Genomic DNA, 19759 nt, shown 5'->3' with positions numbered 1-19759 from the left:
TTTCGAACAAAGAGTTGCCTATTTTTATTTGCTCTTTAGTTATCCAATAAGCACTTCCTTAATAGTACTCATAATATTTATAGATTGAGCATAATAAAAGTATTGGACCTTTTCTAATTAGAGAGGAGGATATTGATGGTTGATATGCATAGTCATATCTTATGGAATGTAGATGATGGACCAAAAACAATGGCAGATACTATGCGATTGTTTGAACAAGCGGTTAAAGAAGGAATTAAAGAAATAATAGCCACTCCCCATTGCCATCACCCACAATATCATGCAAATTACAGCGCAGTGAAAAATCAAATTCACTTATTACAATCTGAACTCATAAAAAAAAGTATTCCTCTCACACTTTTTACCGGTCATGAAGTACGATTATCAGAAAAAATCATGCCACTCTACAAAACAAATCAAATCCACACATTAGCATGCTCTAATTATATGTTGTTAGAATTACCCTCCTATATTGTACCTGCTTATACAATAATAATTATTCGTGCATTACTGTCTGAAGGAATTACCCCAATTATTGCGCATCCAGAACGAAATAAAGCCATTGTTGAAAGGCCTGTTTACTTAGAACGATTAATTTGCGAAGGAGCAAAAGCACAAATAACTGCTGGCAGCTTAGCTGGTTATTTTGGACGCACAATACAAAAGCGCTCACTTGAGCTAGTTAGGGCTAATTTAGTTCATACCTATGGATCGGATGTACACAATCTATCATCTCGACCATTTTTTTTTGATGCAGGACTTTGTTATTTAGAAAAGAAAAAAGAGTTAGATGCGATCGATATATTACTCGAAAATAATGCAAGAATAATTGAAAACCAGCCTTTTATTATACAAGAACCTTGTAAAATCGAAGAGAGGAAATGGTGGAAGATTTTTTAGGATTAAGAAAAAAGAAGTGTAATTATCTTGAGATATATGTAAATGAAAAATACGGACAGCTTTAATGTCATTATTGAAATCGTTGACGGTAAATTGCTGTGGCCAGATGGGTCTTGTCGACATAGGGATATATCCGACAAGCGTAAACGTCTCTACAGATTTGAAATTATTGAATGAACAGAAGGTGTCATATTGAGTATTGTAGATGATCACTATAGGCAATGGATAAAGGAAACTGTCCCCTCCTATTTAAAAGAAGAATTACTAGCCATTGTCAATGATGCAACACAAATTGAAGATCGATTTTATCAATACCTACAATTTGGTACAGCAGGTATGCGTGGTGTGTTAGGTGCTGGTACAAATCGGATGAATATCTACACAATTCGCAGAGCTGCATACGGGCTAGCGCAGTATATCACAGAAAACGGGGAAATAGCCAAACAGCGGGGTGTTGTCATTGCCTATGATACACGGCATTTCTCAAAGGATTTTGCTATTGAAACAGCTCAAGTGCTGGGGGTATTAGGGGTAAAAGTATTCGTTTTTCGCGATGCACGCCCAACACCTGAATTATCTTTTGCAGTAAGGTATTTAAACGCTTTTGCAGGTGTGGTCATTACCGCTAGTCACAATCCCAAACAATATAATGGATTTAAAGTTTATGGGGGGGACGGGGCACAACTGACGCCATCTGCTATTCAAACTATCGTTGAAAAACTCGATGATATCCAAAATATTTTTGACATTCCAACAACATCATGGCACACATTAGAGCAGCATCGAACTGTAGAATGGATGTTACTTAATATTGACCAAGCCTATCAAGAAAAATTACTCGGTTTAAAACAACGTACAAATATTGACTTCACCATACCAATTGTTTACTCACCTCTTCATGGTGCAGGGCTAATATCGGTACAACAAGGTTTACAAGCATTTGGTTTTACAAATGTCCATATTGTAGAACAGCAAGCCGTACAAGATGGAGATTTTCCAACGGTTCCTTATCCAAACCCAGAGGAAGCAGCAGCCTTTACGTATGCAATACAAAAAGGTAACGAAACAGGTGCACAAATACTATTAGCAACCGACCCAGATGCCGATCGATTAGGTGTGGCAGTAATAACAGAGCATGGTTATCAATTATTAACAGGTAATCAGCTAGGTGCACTTATCTTACAGTATTTGCTTGAGGCGAAAAAAGAAAAAAATGCGCTACCTGAAAACGGCGTATTATTCAAAACAATTGTTACCTCTGAACTTGGTGCAGTAATTGCTCAACAATACGGAGTTGAAACTGTGAACACACTGACAGGTTTTAAATACATTGCAGAAAAGATTGCTGAGTATGACGAATCGAAGGAAAAAACGTTCCTATTCGGCTATGAAGAAAGTTATGGCTATTTGGTTCAAAGCTTTGTGCGTGATAAAGATGCTGTTCAAGTTGCGTTGGTAGTAGCAGAGATGGCAGCCTATTATGCAACAAAACAACAAACATTACTAGATGCTCTGGACAGTTTATTTAATAAATATGGCTATTATCAAGAAGCATTACAGTCACAAATATTTGAAGGTATTTCTGGTCAAAAGGAAATGCAAGCTTTACTTCAAAACCTTAGGGAAAATAGAATTTTTGATATTGCAGATCAAAAAGTAATGGTAATAGAAGATTACTTAACGCAACAAGCCATTCATCAAGATGGCTCGATTTCCTCAATTAAATTACCTAAAGAAAATGTTTTAAAGTTTATTTTAGAAGATCAATCATGGATAGCGATTCGCCCTTCCGGAACAGAGCCAAAATGTAAGTTTTACTTTGGTACAGTAGCTAATACGAAAGAACAAGCACAGCATAAGCTACAACAATTACAGGCAGCCTTTATGACAGCAATTAGTTGAAAGAATGGACATAGAGCGATGAAGAAAGCCAAAAAAATAATTATCCCAGCAGCAGGTCTTAGTTTTTGGCTTGATTCCAAAAAAATTTTTATACTATAAAATCTGTACTTTTAAGAAAAGGAGTAAATAGATCCAAAGATGTTAATAGGCCTTTTTTATAGAGCAAGATGAAAAAAAGTTCCTATTATTAACCTTAAAGGAGAAATGCCGGATGAATATTCTTATTAGCTGTCCTGGAAAAAGAGTAGAAATGTTAGAAGTGTTTAATCGTGAATTTGCGAAATTTAACATGGAGATAATAGCTACAGGTAATTCAAATATATTACCAGCCCTATATTCGGTGGAAAATTCATATATAGTACCATCGTTAGAAGATGATAATTATGTTGAAGAACTTTTGGAAATTTGTAAAGAGAATAAAGTTAAAGCAATTCTAACTATGTTAGATAAAGATATAATGGTTCTCTCTAAAAATATTGATAAATTTAAAGAAATTGGGGTTATCCCAATCTTACCTAATTTAAGTATTGCAAAGACTTGTGATGACAAGTATTTAACGTATGAATTTTTGACAACAAATGGGATTCGCTGTGCAAAGTCATACAATGATTTAGAAACTTTTGAAGATGATTATAGTAAAAATAAAATCTCGTTCCCTGTAATAGTCAAACCAAATAGTGCTGATGGTAGTAGGGGAGTTATTAAATGTACCAATTTGAAAGAACTAGAAAAGAGTTTTCATAATGGACATAAAAATATAATACAGGAGTTTTTAAATGGTACTGAGTATGATATAGATGCATATATTGATATTAATTCACAAAAAATGGTATCAATATTTGCAAAGGAAAAACTCTCAGTGACTATAGGTGGTGCTGATAAAGTCATTTCTTATAAGGATCTTAAGCTATTTGACCTTATTGAAGATTTATCTAATAAACTCAATATTACTGGTCCTATTGATGTAGATGTGTTCAAGGTTAATGGAGAATATTATATAGGGGAAATCAATCCTAGGTTTGGTGCGAACTATATATGTGCTTACGGGTGCGGTGTAAACTTCCTTGAATTATTAATAAACAATATAAATGGTAAAACGAATGTGAAGAATATTGGCAACTACAGTGATGGTATTTTAATGATGAAATATGAAAGGATTATGTTTAAAGCAGCAAACGAAATAATAGGTGTTTAGAATTAACAGAGAGGGAGCGGATGTTTTTCGTGTAAACTTATCCATGCTTATGTCCTTTATTTTGGATTTGGATGATTTACTACCACCCAACCATTATAAAGGCTTTTTTATGTCTAAATAATATTGCAGAAAATTCGTTTCCAGAAACGCGTTGAATTATTTTAATGCGACGCTGGTGGAATAAAGTATAAACTAACTTCGTATATTAGGATAAAAATCGAGTATACCTTCCTGTTTTGGTTTTATTAATAATTAATCGCTATAAAGCGGAAATGAATTTATAGATTGAGAGAAAAAAACAGTTAGTACTACAATCAGGGGGAGAAAATCAGGTGGAAAATATCTTGGTCAGTATTCACTGTCTCGCGTATAATCACGAACAATATATAGCGGATGCGATTGAAAGTTTTTTAATGCAAAAAACAAATTTCAAATTTGAAATATTAATACATGATGATGCCTCGACAGATAGAACTGCAGACATTATTAGAGAGTATGAGAAGAAATACCCTAATTTGATAAAGCCTATCTATCAAACTGAAAATCAGTATTCCAAAGGTGTTTCTGTAAGTACAATTAATATTAGCAGAGCAAGCGGGAAATATATTGCTATTTGTGAGGGGGATGATTATTGGATAGATCCTTATAAATTACAAAAACAATTCGATTATATGGAGAAGCATCCTGAATGTAGCCTATGTGTTCATGGTGGAAATGTAGTAAATGCTTCGGATAAGAAATGTGTATTATTTAACCGTCTAAATAAAGGAAATAAGGAATTCTCAGTTGAAGAAGTAATTGAAGGAGGAGGAGGTCTTTTTTTAACAAATTCCATGTTTTACCGACTGAAGTTTGGGAAGGAGGGACCAGACTTTCTTGTAAATGCCCCTGTTGGCGATTACCCTTTAGCTATTTATTTATCATTGCTAGGTACGGTGTACTATATGGATGAGTTGATGTCTTCGTATCGAGTAGGTGATAGTACTTCTTGGACAGGCAGAACTTTTTCTGATATAGAAACAAAGAAGCAGCATTATCGTGAAATAGAAGATATGTTGGATGAAATAAATCTATATACGAACAATAAATTTAAGGATGCTATTGATAGGAGAAAGAATAGTACTCAGTTTTTCCTTTTACTTGAACAGGGGAGATTTAAAGAAGCAAAAACAGGAGAATATAGAGAGCTATATTTAAATTTAGGATTAAAGAAAAAAACAATATTATTTATAAATCAATATAGTCCAAGTATCTCAAAGCTTCTTAGATTTGTTAAAAGGAGGATCATAAATTGGACGATGATATAACAAAATCTAAAGTCCTTTCTTCTCTATTATGGAAGCTGTTAGAACGAGGAGGGACGCAGGGAATTCAATTTATGGTGTTGATTGTACTAGCCCGTCTACTTCTTCCAGAGGACTTTGGGTTACTCGTTCTAGTTACCATTTTCATAACAATAGCTGGTGTGATAGTGCAGAGTGGATTTAACACAGCATTGATACAAAAGAAAAAAGTGGATGAAGCGGATTATTCATCTGTATTTTATTTAAACTTATTTGTTGCCATTAACCTGTATGTCATACTCTTTTTTATAGCCCCATTCATAGCCTCATTTTTTGCAGAACCCCAACTACTATCTGTCTTAAGAATTCTTTCCTTAACATTGTTTTTCGGTGCGTTTAATTCAATTCAACATGCAGTTATTGCACGCAATATGCAGTTTAAAAAACTGTTCTTTAGTAGTTTGGGAGCCGTTATTATATCTGGTGTTGTTGGTATAACAATGGCCTATGCAGGATATGGAGTTTGGGCTTTAATTGGACATCAAATTACAAACCAGCTTATAGTAACGGTCATTTTATGGTTTACAGTAAATTGGCGACCGAAGCTTATCTTTTCAATGGAGAGGCTCGGAAGTTTATTTGTGTTTGGATGGAAATTATTAGCTTCATCATTGATTGATACCATTAATTCCAACATTCGGAATCTACTAATTGGTAAAATGTATAGCCCTGCATTATTAGGTTTTTATAATCGGGGTGAGCAATTTCCTAGCGTAATTATTAACAACATTAATGGTTCAATACAATCCGTAATGTTTCCTACTTTATCCTTCCATCAAGATAATACAGAAAGAGTTAAGGCTATGGTACGTCGTTCAATCATTATGAGCTCATTTGTAATTTTTCCGATGATGTTCGGACTTGTAGCTATTGCTGAGCCTTTAGTTAAAATTTTGTTAACAGAAAAATGGCTACCTTCCGTGCCATTCTTACAAATTTTTTGTATTAGTTATGCATTATGGCCTATACATACTGCAAATTTACAAGCAATTAACGCTTTGGGACGTAGTGATATTTTTTTAAAACTAGAAATTGTGAAAACTATATTAGGATTGATTATTTTAGCTGTCAGTATCCCATTCGGTGTTCATATGATGGCTTTAGGAGTGCTCGGAGTTGGAATTTTATCGACTTTTATTAACGCATATCCAAATTTACAATTACTAAACTATAGCATTCAAGAACAGTGGAGAGATATAAAACCATCTTTGCTAACATCTTTAGTGATGGGGGCTATTGTTTTTCCAATCCACTTGATTGGGTTGACTGAGATTGTGACGCTCATTATTCAAATAATTGTAGGGATCGTTTTATATGTAGGGTTAGCAAAAGTATTTAATTTTGATGCCTTTACTTATTTACTATCGATTATAAAAGGTCTGTTTAGAAGGAATACCACTACTAAAATTATTGTAAATGAGGAGGCCACAGAATGAAAAAATTATTAATGCTTGGTGGTGCACATTCTCAAATTCCAGCAATAAAAAAAGCAAGAGAAATGGGTCACTATGTTATTACTTGTGATTATATAAAAGAAAATCCAGGGCATCAATATGCTCATGATTACTATAATGTCAACACTACGGATAAGGAAGGTGTCTTATCATTAGCAAAATCGTTAAACATTGATGGCATAGTTAGTTATGCGTCTGAACCTGCAGCACCTACTGCGGCTTATGTTGCTGAAAGGCTAGGACTACCGTCACATCCTTATGAATCTGTAGAGATATTGTCAAATAAGGATTTGTTTCGGGAGTTTCAGAAGAATAATAATTTTAACGTTCCAAGAGCAAAGGGCTATCGAGCGGTGGAAGAAGCTAAAGCTGATTTTCATGATTTTAAAATGCCTGTAATGATAAAACCTGTTGATTCTTCAGGCAGTAGAGGAGTCTCAAAAATAGATTCCATTGACATTTTGCAGGAAAAAATAGAGTACGCTTTAAGTTTTTCGAAAGTGAAACGTTTTATTGTGGAAGAGTATATAGAAAAGCATGGTTATCATGTTGGGGGGGATGGTTTTTCTGTAAATGGAAAGCTTGTTTTTCGTAGTTTTACGAATGAGCACTTTCCGACATTAACATCACCAAATCCATTTGTCCCAGTTGGTTCAAGCTGGCCATGCAAAATGTCTGAGCATATTCAACAAAAAATTCATAAAGAGATTCAAAGAGCGTTGACTTTACTCAATATGAAATCAGGTGCCTATAATTTTGATATTCGAGTGGACGAACAAGAAAATATTTATCTTATTGAGATAGCTGCTAGGAATGGTGGCGATTGGATTCCACAAGTAACAAAATATGCAACTGGTGTAGATATGATCGAATATACTATTAAGGCGGCTTTAGGTGAGGATTGTAATGATTTGACTATGGTTGAACCACAAGGATATTGGTCGGTGTATGTATTGAATAGTGAAACTAGCGGAGTATTTATAAATGTGGAAATGCATGATGAAATAGAAAATGGCATTGTTGAATATGAATTGCTAGTTAAATCAAAAAGTCACATTAAAGCATTTTCAGGATCTAATGAAAAATTGGGCACTATGATACTACAATTTCCTTCAGAAGATGACATGTTAGAAAAAATGGAGCATATCACAAACTTCGTGAAGGTAAATGTTGAGTATTCATTTGTGAAAATAAATAACGTCAAGAAGGTGAATATATGAAGCCTATTCAAGTAACACAATCATCAATGCCTGGTTTTACGGAATTCTCTGAAGAAATTAGAGATCTTTGGGATAGTCGCTGGTTGACCAACATGGGTGTAAAGCATAATGCTTTAGAAACTGAATTGAAACGGTATTTGAATACAAAAAATATTACGCTATTTTCTAACGGGCACCTAGCATTAGAATACGCGATTGAAGCATTTCAATTAACTGGCGAAGTTATCACCACACCTTTTACATTTGCATCGACAACGCATGCAATCGTACGAAAAGGTTTAACACCAGTTTTTGCTGACATTAATCTTAATGATTACACCATAGAAACAGATAATATTGAAAGGTTAATAACAGATAAAACTTCCGCTATTATAGCCGTTCATGTGTACGGAAATGTATGTAATATAAAAGAGATTGAAAGTATAGCAAGTAAATATAATCTAAAGGTCATATTTGATGCTGCTCATGCCTTCGGGGTAACGGTAGGTGGTGAAAGTGTTGCAAACTTTGGTGATGCTTCCATGTTTAGTTTCCATGCAACTAAAGTTTTTCACACTATTGAGGGTGGAGCACTAACCGTTAAAGATTCTAACATAAAAGACTTATTAAATATTTATAAAAATTTTGGTATTACTGGACCTGAAACAATTCAGTATATAGGTGGTAATGCTAAGATGAATGAATTTCAAGCAGCGATGGGTTTGTGCAATCTCCGGAATATAGATATGGAAATAGGGAAGCGAAAGAAAGTATTTGAGAGATATGTTGAACATCTCAGTAGTATCAGAGGTATTAAATTATTGCCTCCTCCAAAAGATGTGTCGAGTAATTATGCATACTTCCCTGTTGTATTTGATGGTTTCCAACTTTCGCGGGATGAAGTGTATGAGAAATTAATGAAACATAATATTTTTCCCCGAAAGTATTTTTATCCTTTAACGAATAGCTTTGAATGTTTCAGAGAAAAGTTCAATGCTGAAGATACACCTGTCGCAAAATATATTGCAGAGAGAGTTTTAACACTACCATTGTATGGGGATCTCATGCTAGAAGATGTAGATAAAATTTGTATACTTTTGAAAGAATAGTGTACAAGTTATCTGTAAAACAAAAGAATTTGCAAGCCATAAATTATATAGTAGAAGGGCTATTTAATTTAATGAAAAAATATTGGAATGGGAGAGAACAATATCTTTACTTCGTTCCTCTAATTTCCAAAAGATGATCTTTATATTGTATTTTGTAGACAAGAGGAAATTTACATGGAGTTAGAATTCCATGATGATCAAGATACTTATTAGTAGTTTTATTAACTTAAGAAGGGACACTTAGAATGAGGATAGCCTTAATGCAACCTTATTTTTTTCCGTATCTAGGATATTTCCAACTGATACACTCGGTAGATGAATTTGTCATTTTTGATAATGCTCAATATACGAGAAGAAGTTGGATAAATAGGAACCGAATCTTGAGTGAGCATGGAAAAAGTATATATTTCAATGTTCCAGTATGTAAAGCTTCTAGAGAAACTAAAATTAAAGACATTGTCATAAATAGTAATATGCATTGGCAAGAAAAGATTCTCAATCAATTAATATTTTATAAAAACGCGCCATTTTTTATGAATGTTATGGAATTCGTAACGGATTGTTTAACAAATAGTAACAGCAATTTAAGTCAATTCATTACTTTAGTTCTAAGAAAGACTTGCACATTATTAGGTATAGAAACGAGTATTACTATTCTGTCGCAAAAATTCCCTACTATTAAAGAGGCTAATGCAGCAGATGAATGGGGAATTAAAGTATCTAGGGCATTAAATGCGACTACCTATATTAATGCGATTGGTGGCAAGGATTTTTACAATCAGCAAAAATATATAGACAATGATTTGGAAATTCAATTTATTCAACCAATACTAACACCATACAAACAATACTCAAATGATTTTATGCCTGGCCTTTCAATAATTGACGTCATGATGTTTAACGATATTAGTAAAATTAAAGAAATGTTAGATATTCATGAATTAGTTAGATAATAAAAACGAAAAATAACGATATTGAGCAATAAAAAAAGAAAGAGGAGCTTGCTCAACCACTTATGAAAACAGAATATGGTAAGTATTTGCTGGAAGTACCTTATGCCTTGGATCATTCACTTACAACAATACATTGAAAGAGGTAGGAATGGTGGTAAAGAAAAAAATATTAGTTACTGGCGGTGCAGGATTTATCGGAGGTAATTTTATTCAATATTTAATTTGTAAGTATCCTTCCTATGAAATTTATAATTTAGATTTATTGACGTATGCAGGTGATCTAGGTAAACATCGAGCATTTGAAACAAATGATAACTATACATTTGTAAAAGGCGATATTGTAAATCGTGAGTTGGTTATGACTTTTTTTAAGAAGGAACAATTCGATTATGTGGTTCATTTTGCAGCAGAAAGTCATGTGGACCGCTCAATTACAGATCCATCGGTATTTGTTCGAACAAATGTATTAGGGACACAAGTATTATTAGAAGCAGCGATGCAAGTAGGTATTTCAAAATTTGTCCATGTATCTACGGATGAAGTTTATGGGGAATTGGATTTTGAACCATCTACTTTTTTTACAGAAGAGACATCATTACTACCAAATAGCCCTTATAGTGCAAGTAAAGCTTCTTCTGATTGTTTAGTCCGTGCTTATTATAAAACATATGGATTACCAATGAATATTACGCGTTGTTCGAATAACTATGGACCATATCAGTTTCCAGAAAAATTAATTCCTTTAACTATTTCTCGTGTGTTAAAGGATGAAAAAATTCCTATATATGGTGACGGACAAAACATACGAGATTGGTTACATGTTTTTGATCATTGTACGGCCATTGATTTGGTGTTACATGAAGGTGTCAACGGAGAGATATATAATATTGGTGGGCATAATGAACGCACCAATTTAGAAGTTGTTCAAACAATTATTAAGACATTAGGGAAATCAGAAAAACTTATAAAGTATGTAACAGATCGTTTAGCTCATGATAAACGCTATGCCATTGACCCAACTAAAATAGAGCAATTAGGTTGGAAGCCCATATACACATTTGAAACTGGCATTGCGCAAACGATTCATTGGTATGTTGAAAACAACACATGGTGGGAGCAAATTATAAGTGGACAATATCGAGAGTATTTTGAAAAGCAATATTTATGATGATGGAAGCTAGAAAAGCTCAGACGAAAATTACAATTCAAACACCTCAATTATTGATAGCATCTAGAAAAGATTGAAGTCCAAAAAGCTTCAAAATTTAGCGAAGAGAACTTGGTTCATAATTCATGACATAAGTGAAATAAAAGATTATTGCTAAATAGATATTATTTCTGTATAAAGCTTGCGGGATTCGTAGACAGAGAAGAAAGAAAACAAACAAATACTTTCTTCTGTTAAAGAAAATCGATTTTTATTACAATATCGAAATAATAATAACCATATAATCGCTAGTGTTTTGTGTAAAATAATAGGCTTTCGCGCAACTATGGCTATTTTCAAAGCGCGTATTATTAGTAAAAGAAAAATGAAAAGGGAGACAACCATTTGATATTAGTTATCGGTGGAGCGGGATATATAGGTAGTCATCTTGTAAAAGAGTTAGTAAAGAAAGAAGCAGTTATTGTATTGGATAATCTTTCAACTGGTCACCGGGAGTCGATTGATGAAAAGGCGATTTTTGTGCAGGGGGATTTAGGAAAAAGAAGCGATTTGGAGCACGTTTTTTCGCAATATTCCATTAAAGCAGTAATGCACTTTGCTGCGAGTAGTCTAGTCGGTGAATCTGTAGTAAATCCGCAGAAATATTATGAGAACAACGTTATATCTACATTAACTTTATTAAGTGTAATGTTAAAGTATAACGTGAAAAATATTATATTTTCATCAACTGCTGCGACATATGGGGTTCCTAACCTAAACATGATTGATGAAACAATTGTGCCAAATCCAATAAATCCTTATGGAAGATCAAAGCTTATGATTGAACAAGTTCTCATGGATTATGCAACAGCCTATGATTTACGTTACGTAGTTTTAAGATATTTTAACGCAGCCGGGGCCTATGAAACAGCGGAAATTGGCGAAAGCCATAACCCAGAAACGCATCTTATTCCAATTGTATTGCAACATTTAGCTGGTGATAGGGAGAAGGTGTGTATTTATGGTACAGACTATGAAACACCCGATGGCACATGCATTCGTGATTATATACATGTTACAGATTTAGCAATAGCACATATTTTTGCCTTGAATTCATTACTTGAGAATAAAAATAAAGAGGCAATTTATAACTTAGGGAATGGTCGTGGCTATACAGTAAAAGAAGTAATAGAAACTTGCGAGGCAGTAACAGGTAAAAGGGCAAATATTGAACTCTCTGAAAGACGTGAAGGAGATCCTGCTAGACTTATTGCTTCATCTAAAAAGATTTTTGATGAACTTGGGTGGAGGGCGGAAAAAAGCTTAGTGGAAATTATTGAAGATGCTTGGAAATGGCATAACAATCAAAGATACTGAAGGGCTTAGAACTTAATTTGAAATGTGATTGACTAAAATATTCATCGTTATAACAAAAGTGCTGAATTTTACCTAAAACCAGGTGTAAAAGTTAGCACTTTTATATTTTTCACCAATTAGTCAATTTGTTTACTTTTGAATAACAATTGAAAGTTCTTCACCATGTATAAAGAGAAATTCACCTTCATATAAGTAGTAAATAGCAAAGTGTTTGTACAAACGAGGCTAAGTTTTTCATATACAAATTGAAAAGCATATTCTTATAGTTACCGGAATTTTTCCACCAATCGTGGAATTTCGCAATAGAATGATGTCAGCATTTTAATTTGATAGTTTTTGGTTTTCGTGACCAATCTTTTTAATAAGAAAGAAAAGGATAGCCATAAATTTCATCAGTGGGATCATGACTAATGGGGATGTGTATAATGAAGGATCTAATTTCAGTAATAATGAGTACTTATAATGAAAAGATGGAATGGTTAAAAGCGAGTATTGAATCGATTTTGAATCAAACATATTCAAAAATTGAATTTATTATTGTATTAGATAATCCAGATAATACTATGATTAAAAGAGTTGTATCTGATTATGCAAATAGAGATGAGCGTATAATCGTTGTTGAAAATGATAAAAACATCGGACTAACCAATAGTTTAAATAAAGCTTTAGAATATTGTAAGGGTGAATATATAGCAAGAATGGATGCGGATGACATCTCAGATAATAACAGACTAGAAAAGCAATTGCTTTACTTGAAAAAGTATAACTATGACTTAATTGGATCGAAAATTAGAAGTATTGATGAGAGTGGGAATGTTATACAAAAATCTTCTAATCATCCCGTTTCAAATAATATTATTAATAGTATTTTGAAATATGATAATTGTATTCCTCATCCAACATGGTTTGTCAAAAGAGAAGTATATACTGACTTAAATGGATATCGGAATTTACACACCTGTGAAGATTATGATTTTTTATTGCGGTGCTCCCAAAAATATCGGATTGGTAATTGTAATGATGTAACGCTTACTTATAGGCTCAATTCTATTAGTATTTCAAGATCGAATGCTTTAAGACAACTTTTATCTGCGAAGTATTTACAAAAAAACTATAAAAATATTGATTTAATTAACCAATCAGAAATCGATAAGTATGTAAATAAGAGGACTACACAAAATAAGGTAGAAAATTTTGATAAAACACAGCTCTATTTTAAGGAAGCATTAGTTTATAAAGAAGAAGGCGAGTTCTTTAAAATGGTATTAAATTTAATTATTGCCTTAAAAACCTCGAAATATTTCCTTGAAAGGTGTAAAAACATGTTATTTATCAGAACTATTAGACTAGTTAAAAGGTGATAGTAATTGCCAAGCATACACATTAGGCATGCGCGCTTGATGAGAGAGGACGAGTGCTCCGAAGCAATCAAGAGCAGGTTTCGATGCTTTTTATGAAGCTATGTGCTGCGTATGAAAATAGCGACGTGTTAGTCGGTTTTCAACCTACTGGCATTATAAAGAAATGGTGGCAGATTCTTGACCTGAAAAAGCACTATTAGTTTGCACTCTTAAAGAGGGGTAGTAAGGGGAGAGAAAAGTGATTTACGAAAAAAAAAGAATTTCAAATAATTATTTTCTAATATTTATTTTAGTATTCAGTGTTTTTTTAGGTAATCTGAATGTAAACATTGGTTTTTCGTTAAAACCACATATGGTATTAATGGTCGTAATTTTTATGCTTACCCTTAGTAAAATTGTTTTTCATAAGCCTCAAATTCATGAAACCTTTATGATTTTCTTCTATGTTTTCTACTGTTTTACTGGAGTATTTTCTACATATCCGTTGGCAAGTATTCGTTTGACTATTGCTATTTTAATCGGCCTTTTTTCATACTTTATATATAAATTTTTATTTTCTAATATTACATTAAAAGAATTTGAACGAATAATTGGGACAGTAGGAATACTATATAACGTAATTTCATTATTGTTTTATCTATTTGGTTTAATTTCTAATAAATTTAATTTTTATGGGAATGGCATTAGAGTTTATGGCTTAATGCTAGATAGAAATATGCCCAGATTAATCGGTATTTTATCAGACCCTAATATATTTGTTGTATCCAATTCGTTCTTCTTGTTCTTTTTCCTAGTAAATATGAAAGACAATAAAGGGAAGGTTGGATTTGTTTTAGCTTTAATTACAACTTTACTAACTTTTTCAAGGGGGGGCATATTAGCAACCTTAATAGGGGTTGTGATTACTATCGCTTTTTTTACTGTAAAAACAAAAATAAAAATTTTTTTTGTCGTACCTGTAATTACATGGATAAGTTACTTTACCGTATTAAAAGTGACGCATATCGATATCTATCAGATTTTGATAAAAAGAATGGAATCTGTTGGTAAGGATGGCGGTAGTGGCAGAGTTGAAATATGGAACAATGGTTTGTCACTCTTTTCAAACCATCCTGTACAAGGAATTGGTATTTATAATTTTAGGGATTATAGTGCGGAATTTTTTGGTGAAGGAATTTATATGCACAATACTTTTTTAGAAATATTAGTTGAGTCGGGTGTAATTGGCTTTGGATTATTCTTTATATTTTGGACACTATTATTTTTTAGAATAATGTTCATTGTAAGGATGGATAAATCAAAGGTATTTCTCCTAGGGACTTATGTTTCAATTTCAATTTCTTTAATGTTCCTTTCACTAATTGCGAGTGAATATCTATTTTTATTTCTAGCGCTTATTTGGCGATACAGTATTACAGAAAAAGAATATCTGTACCGTGAACAGATTAAGTTTGAATAAAAAAATTATAAAATTGGGGGAAACTATGAAGTTAGTCAGTGTAATTATTCCAATTTATAATGTAGAGCAATACTTACAAAAATGTGTACAATCAGTTCAAAATCAAACGTATACAAATCTAGAAATATTTTTAGTCAATGATGGTTCAGCGGATAATTGTGGAAAGATAGTGGATGAATTAGCTGTTGAAGATTCAAGGATTAAAGTAATTCATAAGCCGAACGGGGGCCTGTCTTCTGCAAGAAATGCTGCATTAGATAAGGTCAGTGGAACTTATATCATATTCGTGGATGCTGATGATTGGATAGAGTTGAATATGATTGAATCCATGGTACATGAAATGGAACAGCATGAAGCAGAGTTAGTAGTATGTGATTATACGAAAGTATACGAAGAAAAAATAGAGAAGAATTTTTTAGAAATTAAGCAAGAGACGATCGATATTGGGAAGTTAGGATTAAAAGGATACCTATATGAATACTTCTTTAACTACAAACATGGGGATGAAGTTTGTAATAAATTGTATAAAAATACGATTATTAAAGAACACCATATACGATTTGAACCAAATAGTGAGATATTCTCAGAAGATAAGCTATTTAATCTATATTACTTAGTGCATATAAAAAAAATAATAAGTATCGATTCATCTTTTTATAATTATTTGCAACGAAATGGATCGCTCATGCAACAACCTAAACCTGAAATTATAGAACAGTACTTAAACTTGGCGGAAAAGTACATCGATTATTTAAAAAGGAATAATTTGGATATGACAAGTATATACTCTATCTTAGTATTTCATTTGTTTAATAGTTCACTAAAAAACTATGTCAAATCGGGTGCAAGCATTTCACAAATAACAGCGGCCATTGATAAAACGCAAAATAGAGAAATAATGCAATTAATGGCTATTTTGAAAACAAATAAAGAAGTAATAGCATACTGTCAGAGTAATCGAACAAAATTATTGACACCTTTATTCGTCAAGATGTATGCAGTTTGTTATACATTAAAGTTTAATTTGATCCTCGCATATACATTTAAAAATATTATGAAATAGGATGGTTTATTGCATAAAAATAACTTTCTAGTTTCAATTATTATGCCTGTTTACAATGCGGATAAGTATGTTGGCCAATCCATTGAATCTGTTCTAAATCAAACGTACAAAAATTGGGAATTGATAATTATTAATGACAAGTCAACAGACAATAGTCAGCAAATACTACTAGGATATAAGGATAGTCGAATAAAAATTATTAATTTGACACAAAACGGTGGTGTTGCGAATGCTAGAAATGCTGGTATTGAAAAAGCAAAAGGACAATTTTTAGCTTTTCTTGATAGTGATGATTTATGGCATCCTGAAAAATTATCCAAACAACTCGATTTCATGCAAGAACTTGATGTGGCATTTTCCTATACACAATATCAAGAAATAACAGAAAATAATAAACGAACACGAAAAATTGTTAAGGTATGCAAAAAACCAGTGGATTATAAAAAATTATTGCGTGTTAATTACATTGGATGTTTAACAGTTGTATTAGATACACGTAAAATAGCTAAACCATTTTTCAAGGAGACTAAGCATGAAGATTATGTTCTTTGGCTAGATATTTTAAAAGATTATGAGATAAAGGCATACGGAATGGATGAAGTATTAGCTTATTATCGAATTACACCAGGTTCCATAAGCAGAAATAAATTCAAAGGTATAACGTGGAACTGGAAAATTTATAAAAATCATCTTGGTATGACGACAATTCAATCTGTCTACCGGATGTGTATTTTCTTGCTTAATATTTCGATAAAATACGTTTCAACTAGATTGACAGGTTAAGAATGGTGAAAAGGCTCTTGAACAGATATAAAAGCATTTGAGGTATAAGGCTAAATGCAATTAGAGGTAAAGAATTTTATGATTCAGAAAAATATCAAGAACATGACTTAAAGATAGAATTTATTAAACCAACGATAACCCCTTACGACCAATAAAGAAAATGATTTTATACCGAGCCTTTCCGCTATTGATGCCATGATGTTTAACGATATAAAAAGTTAGCACATACGAATTAGTAAAGTAAGTGATGAACACGTCTTAGGTATGGGGGGATATGGATGAAAGGAATTATATTAGCAGGAGGTTCAGGGACGCGGCTTTATCCGCTGACAAAGTCGGTTTCAAAACAAATATTGCCGGTTTATGACAAACCTATGATTTATTATCCACTGTCTGTATTAATGCTTGCTGGTATTACAGAGGTACTTATTATATCAACACCTCGTGATGTGACTGGATTTAGAGAGCTTTTAGGTGACGGTCAAGACTTGGGTATGTCTATTGATTATGCCATTCAAGAGTATCCGAATGGTTTAGCCGAGGCTTTCATTATCGGAGAGTCATTTATTGGAGATTCGTCGGTCGCTTTAGTGTTAGGCGATAATATTTTCTACGGTTCCAATTTCAGTGTTCTATTACAAGAAGCGGCTACATTAAAGACTGGGAGTATAATTTTTGGTTGTTATGTCAACGATCCAAGAGCCTATGGAGTCGTTGAAGTGGATGAGCAAATGAATGCTATTTCAATAGAAGAAAAACCTGCATTTCCGAAATCTTCCTATGCTGTACCGGGTTTGTATTTTTTTGATAATAATGTAGTGGCCATCGCTAAAAATGTAAAACCGTCAGCACGAGGAGAATTAGAGATTACATCGATTATTGGAGAATATTTACTCAAAGGCGAATTAAAGGTGGAACTTACCGGACGTGGGTTGGCGTGGTTAGATACTGGAACGCATGAGTCATTACTAGAAGCATCAAATTTTGTGGAAGCTATTCAAAAAAGGCAAGGGTTGTACATTGCTTGTATAGAAGAAATTGCTTTCAGAAAAGGGTATATTACAAAACAACAGTTAATTGAACTTGCAAAACCGCTGATGAAAACAGACTATGGGAAATATTTAATGGAAGTTTCTCAATCATTTAAGCAATCTCATATTTTCGTGTAGCGGTTTTATAGTGGGAATTGTTAAAGCGAAGGTGAAATGGTGGACAAAAAATGTGCTTGTCACGGGTGAAGCGGGATTTATTGGAGGCAATGAAACTTTGCTCTGTAGCGGAAGGTGAATGTTGTTAGCTACACTGGTTAACCCTTCACTCCAATTACCCAGTATTTTATTATTAAAATATCTCTTAGCCAGATGTCATTCTCGAGTTTTGGTGACGAGCCAGTATTAATGAGAATGAAAAGTGCTATCTTTTGTAATGTTTGCTGCATAAGGTAGCACTTTTATAATTACTAACTAAAATTGGAAAAGACAATTACATATTTGAATAAAAAGTAATCGTTATTAATATATTAAAAAGTAAATTAAATCGTGATCGTGAATTAATAAATTAACAACATGCCATAGGAGAGGACAGCCTTACACCTTACACGAAGGGAGATTAAATGAAAAAAATACGTAAAGCCATTATACCCGCAGCAGGATTAGGTACGCGTTTTTTGCCAGCTACCAAGGCAATGCCGAAGGAAATGTTGCCGATTGTTGATAAACCGACTATTCAATATATCGTTGAAGAGGCAGTAGCTTCAGGTATTGAGGATATCATTATTGTTACAGGTAAAAATAAAAGGGCAATTGAGGATCATTTTGATAATGCGTTTGAGCTCGAGGCAAATTTACTAGAAAAAGGGAAGTTCGATATGCTTGAGAAAGTAAAGGCCTCCTCTAAAGTAGATATACACTATATTCGTCAGAAGGAACCTCTAGGCCTTGGTCATGCGATATGGTGTGCACGTAAGTTTATTGGGGAAGAACCTTTTGCGGTACTTTTAGGGGATGATATTGTAAAAAATGAGATTCCGTGTCTGAAACAATTAATCGAGCAATATGATCAAACGTATTCGAGTATTATAGGTGTGCAAAAGGTTCCAGATGTAGATGTTCATCGTTATGGAATCATTGACCCGATTTCAACAGAAAATCGTTTGATGGAAGTAAGGGAATTTATCGAGAAGCCTGCTTTCGGAGATGCCCCCTCAAATTTTGCAATCATAGGAAGGTATATTTTAACTCCAAAAATTTTCACCTTTTTAGATGAACAAAAAAAAGGTAAGGGCGGTGAAATTCAATTAACAGATGCGATTGAAGCATTAAATAGTTGTCAGCGTGTATTTGCATTTGAAATAGAAGGAAGCCGCTATGATGTTGGAGAGCATATTGGCTTTATTAATACAATTATTGATTTTGCGTTGGATCGTGATGAGTTACATGAAGCGATTACCAATTTACTGTTGAATAAAGTGAAGCAACTTAGGGAGAGTCACTTCGAATTAAAATGATTTACGTC

The 19759-nt window shown here is 33.2% G+C and carries 16 protein-coding genes; all 16 read left to right on the top strand.

Annotation, left to right across the window (positions count from 1 at the left end):
* Positions 1-135 precede the first annotated feature (135 nt).
* The 16 genes from ABH966_RS00865 (at position 136) to galU (ending at position 19751) form a co-directional block, all read left to right on the top strand.
* On the top strand, positions 136-900 hold the full coding sequence (locus ABH966_RS00865; RefSeq protein ID WP_370075165.1) for a tyrosine-protein phosphatase: 765 nt from the start codon (positions 136-138) through the stop codon (positions 898-900).
* Positions 901-1092: 192 nt separating this feature from the next.
* A complete protein-coding gene (locus ABH966_RS00860) occupies positions 1093-2802 on the top strand; it encodes a phospho-sugar mutase (RefSeq protein ID WP_370075164.1) in 1710 nt (569 codons plus the stop codon).
* A gap of 211 nt (positions 2803-3013) precedes the next feature.
* Positions 3014-3997, top strand: coding sequence for an ATP-grasp domain-containing protein (locus ABH966_RS00855; RefSeq protein ID WP_370075163.1), 984 nt, complete (start codon positions 3014-3016; stop codon positions 3995-3997).
* A gap of 332 nt (positions 3998-4329) precedes the next feature.
* Entirely contained in the window at positions 4330-5304 is a 975-nt protein-coding gene (locus ABH966_RS00850; protein ID WP_370075162.1) for a glycosyltransferase family 2 protein, read from the top strand.
* Positions 5289-6776 (top strand): lipopolysaccharide biosynthesis protein, encoded by a 1488-nt coding sequence (locus ABH966_RS00845; RefSeq protein WP_370075161.1) that lies wholly within the window; start codon positions 5289-5291, stop codon positions 6774-6776. Before ABH966_RS00850 ends, ABH966_RS00845 begins: the two co-directional genes overlap by 16 nt.
* Positions 6773-8014, top strand: coding sequence for an ATP-grasp domain-containing protein (locus tag ABH966_RS00840; RefSeq protein ID WP_370075160.1), 1242 nt, complete (start codon positions 6773-6775; stop codon positions 8012-8014). Before ABH966_RS00845 ends, ABH966_RS00840 begins: the two co-directional genes overlap by 4 nt.
* Positions 8011-9102 carry a DegT/DnrJ/EryC1/StrS family aminotransferase gene (locus ABH966_RS00835; RefSeq protein ID WP_370075159.1) on the top strand — a complete coding sequence of 364 codons (1092 nt, stop codon included), beginning with the start codon at positions 8011-8013 and terminating at the stop codon, positions 9100-9102. Before ABH966_RS00840 ends, ABH966_RS00835 begins: the two co-directional genes overlap by 4 nt.
* A 260-nt stretch (positions 9103-9362) precedes the next feature.
* On the top strand, positions 9363-10055 hold the full coding sequence (locus ABH966_RS00830) for a WbqC family protein (RefSeq protein ID WP_370075158.1): 693 nt from the start codon (positions 9363-9365) through the stop codon (positions 10053-10055).
* A gap of 151 nt (positions 10056-10206) precedes the next feature.
* Positions 10207-11223 carry a dTDP-glucose 4,6-dehydratase gene (gene rfbB / locus ABH966_RS00825; RefSeq protein ID WP_370075340.1) on the top strand — a complete coding sequence of 339 codons (1017 nt, stop codon included), beginning with the start codon at positions 10207-10209 and terminating at the stop codon, positions 11221-11223.
* Positions 11224-11607: 384 nt separating this feature from the next.
* Entirely contained in the window at positions 11608-12579 is a 972-nt protein-coding gene (gene galE, locus ABH966_RS00820; protein WP_370075157.1) for a UDP-glucose 4-epimerase GalE, read from the top strand.
* Between the two features lie 425 nt (positions 12580-13004).
* On the top strand, positions 13005-13940 hold the full coding sequence (locus ABH966_RS00815; RefSeq protein ID WP_370075156.1) for a glycosyltransferase family 2 protein: 936 nt from the start codon (positions 13005-13007) through the stop codon (positions 13938-13940).
* A 238-nt stretch (positions 13941-14178) separates the two neighbouring features.
* Positions 14179-15399: an O-antigen ligase family protein gene (locus ABH966_RS00810; protein WP_370075155.1), complete on the top strand. Its 1221-nt coding sequence runs from the start codon at positions 14179-14181 to the stop codon at positions 15397-15399.
* Positions 15400-15424: 25 nt separating this feature from the next.
* On the top strand, positions 15425-16462 hold the full coding sequence (locus ABH966_RS00805) for a glycosyltransferase family 2 protein (protein WP_370075154.1): 1038 nt from the start codon (positions 15425-15427) through the stop codon (positions 16460-16462).
* 9 nt (positions 16463-16471) lie between these two features.
* Positions 16472-17245: a glycosyltransferase family 2 protein gene (locus ABH966_RS00800; RefSeq protein ID WP_370075153.1), complete on the top strand. Its 774-nt coding sequence runs from the start codon at positions 16472-16474 to the stop codon at positions 17243-17245.
* Between the two features lie 278 nt (positions 17246-17523).
* The gene (gene rfbA, locus ABH966_RS00795; protein WP_370075152.1) at positions 17524-18414 is read left to right on the top strand and encodes a glucose-1-phosphate thymidylyltransferase RfbA; all 891 of its coding nucleotides are present in this window, start codon (positions 17524-17526) and stop codon (positions 18412-18414) included.
* Between the two features lie 443 nt (positions 18415-18857).
* Positions 18858-19751, top strand: coding sequence for a UTP--glucose-1-phosphate uridylyltransferase GalU (gene galU, locus ABH966_RS00790; protein WP_370075151.1), 894 nt, complete (start codon positions 18858-18860; stop codon positions 19749-19751).
* Positions 19752-19759: the final 8 nt, after the last annotated feature.

It is taken from the genome of Lysinibacillus sp. RC46 (assembly GCF_041262385.1).
GTDB lineage: Bacteria > Bacillota > Bacilli > Bacillales_A > Planococcaceae > Lysinibacillus.
This window is presented reverse-complemented; position numbering and strand designations above follow the sequence as displayed.